Consider the following 278-nt stretch of genomic DNA (forward strand, 5'->3'; position numbering starts at 1 on the left):
CGATGTCCTACTCTCACATGGGGAAGCCCCACACTACCATCGGCGCTATTGTGTTTCACTTCTGAGTTCGGCATGGAATCAGGTGGGTCCACAATGCTATGGTCGTCAAACAAATTCTGTTGTTAACTTGATTAATCAAATCAACTAAATAGTGGTGCTGATACCCAGACTCGAACTGGGGACCTCACCCTTACCAAGGGTGCGCTCTACCGGGCTGAGCTATATCAGCAATTCAAGAACCGTTTAAAAACGATTCTAAAAATTTAAAGCCTGGCGAT

The 278-nt window shown here is 45.7% G+C and carries 1 tRNA gene and 1 rRNA gene; both read right to left on the reverse strand.

The features are described from left to right. A 5S ribosomal RNA gene (gene rrf, locus BCT81_RS01875) occupies positions 1-110 on the reverse strand; the annotation flags it as partial. Between the two features lie 42 nt (positions 111-152). Continuing rightward, positions 153-229 (reverse strand) — tRNA-Thr (locus BCT81_RS01880). Positions 230-278: the final 49 nt, after the last annotated feature.

This window comes from Vibrio sp. 10N.261.52.A1, assembly GCF_002876325.1.
Lineage (GTDB): Bacteria > Pseudomonadota > Gammaproteobacteria > Enterobacterales > Vibrionaceae > Vibrio > Vibrio chagasii.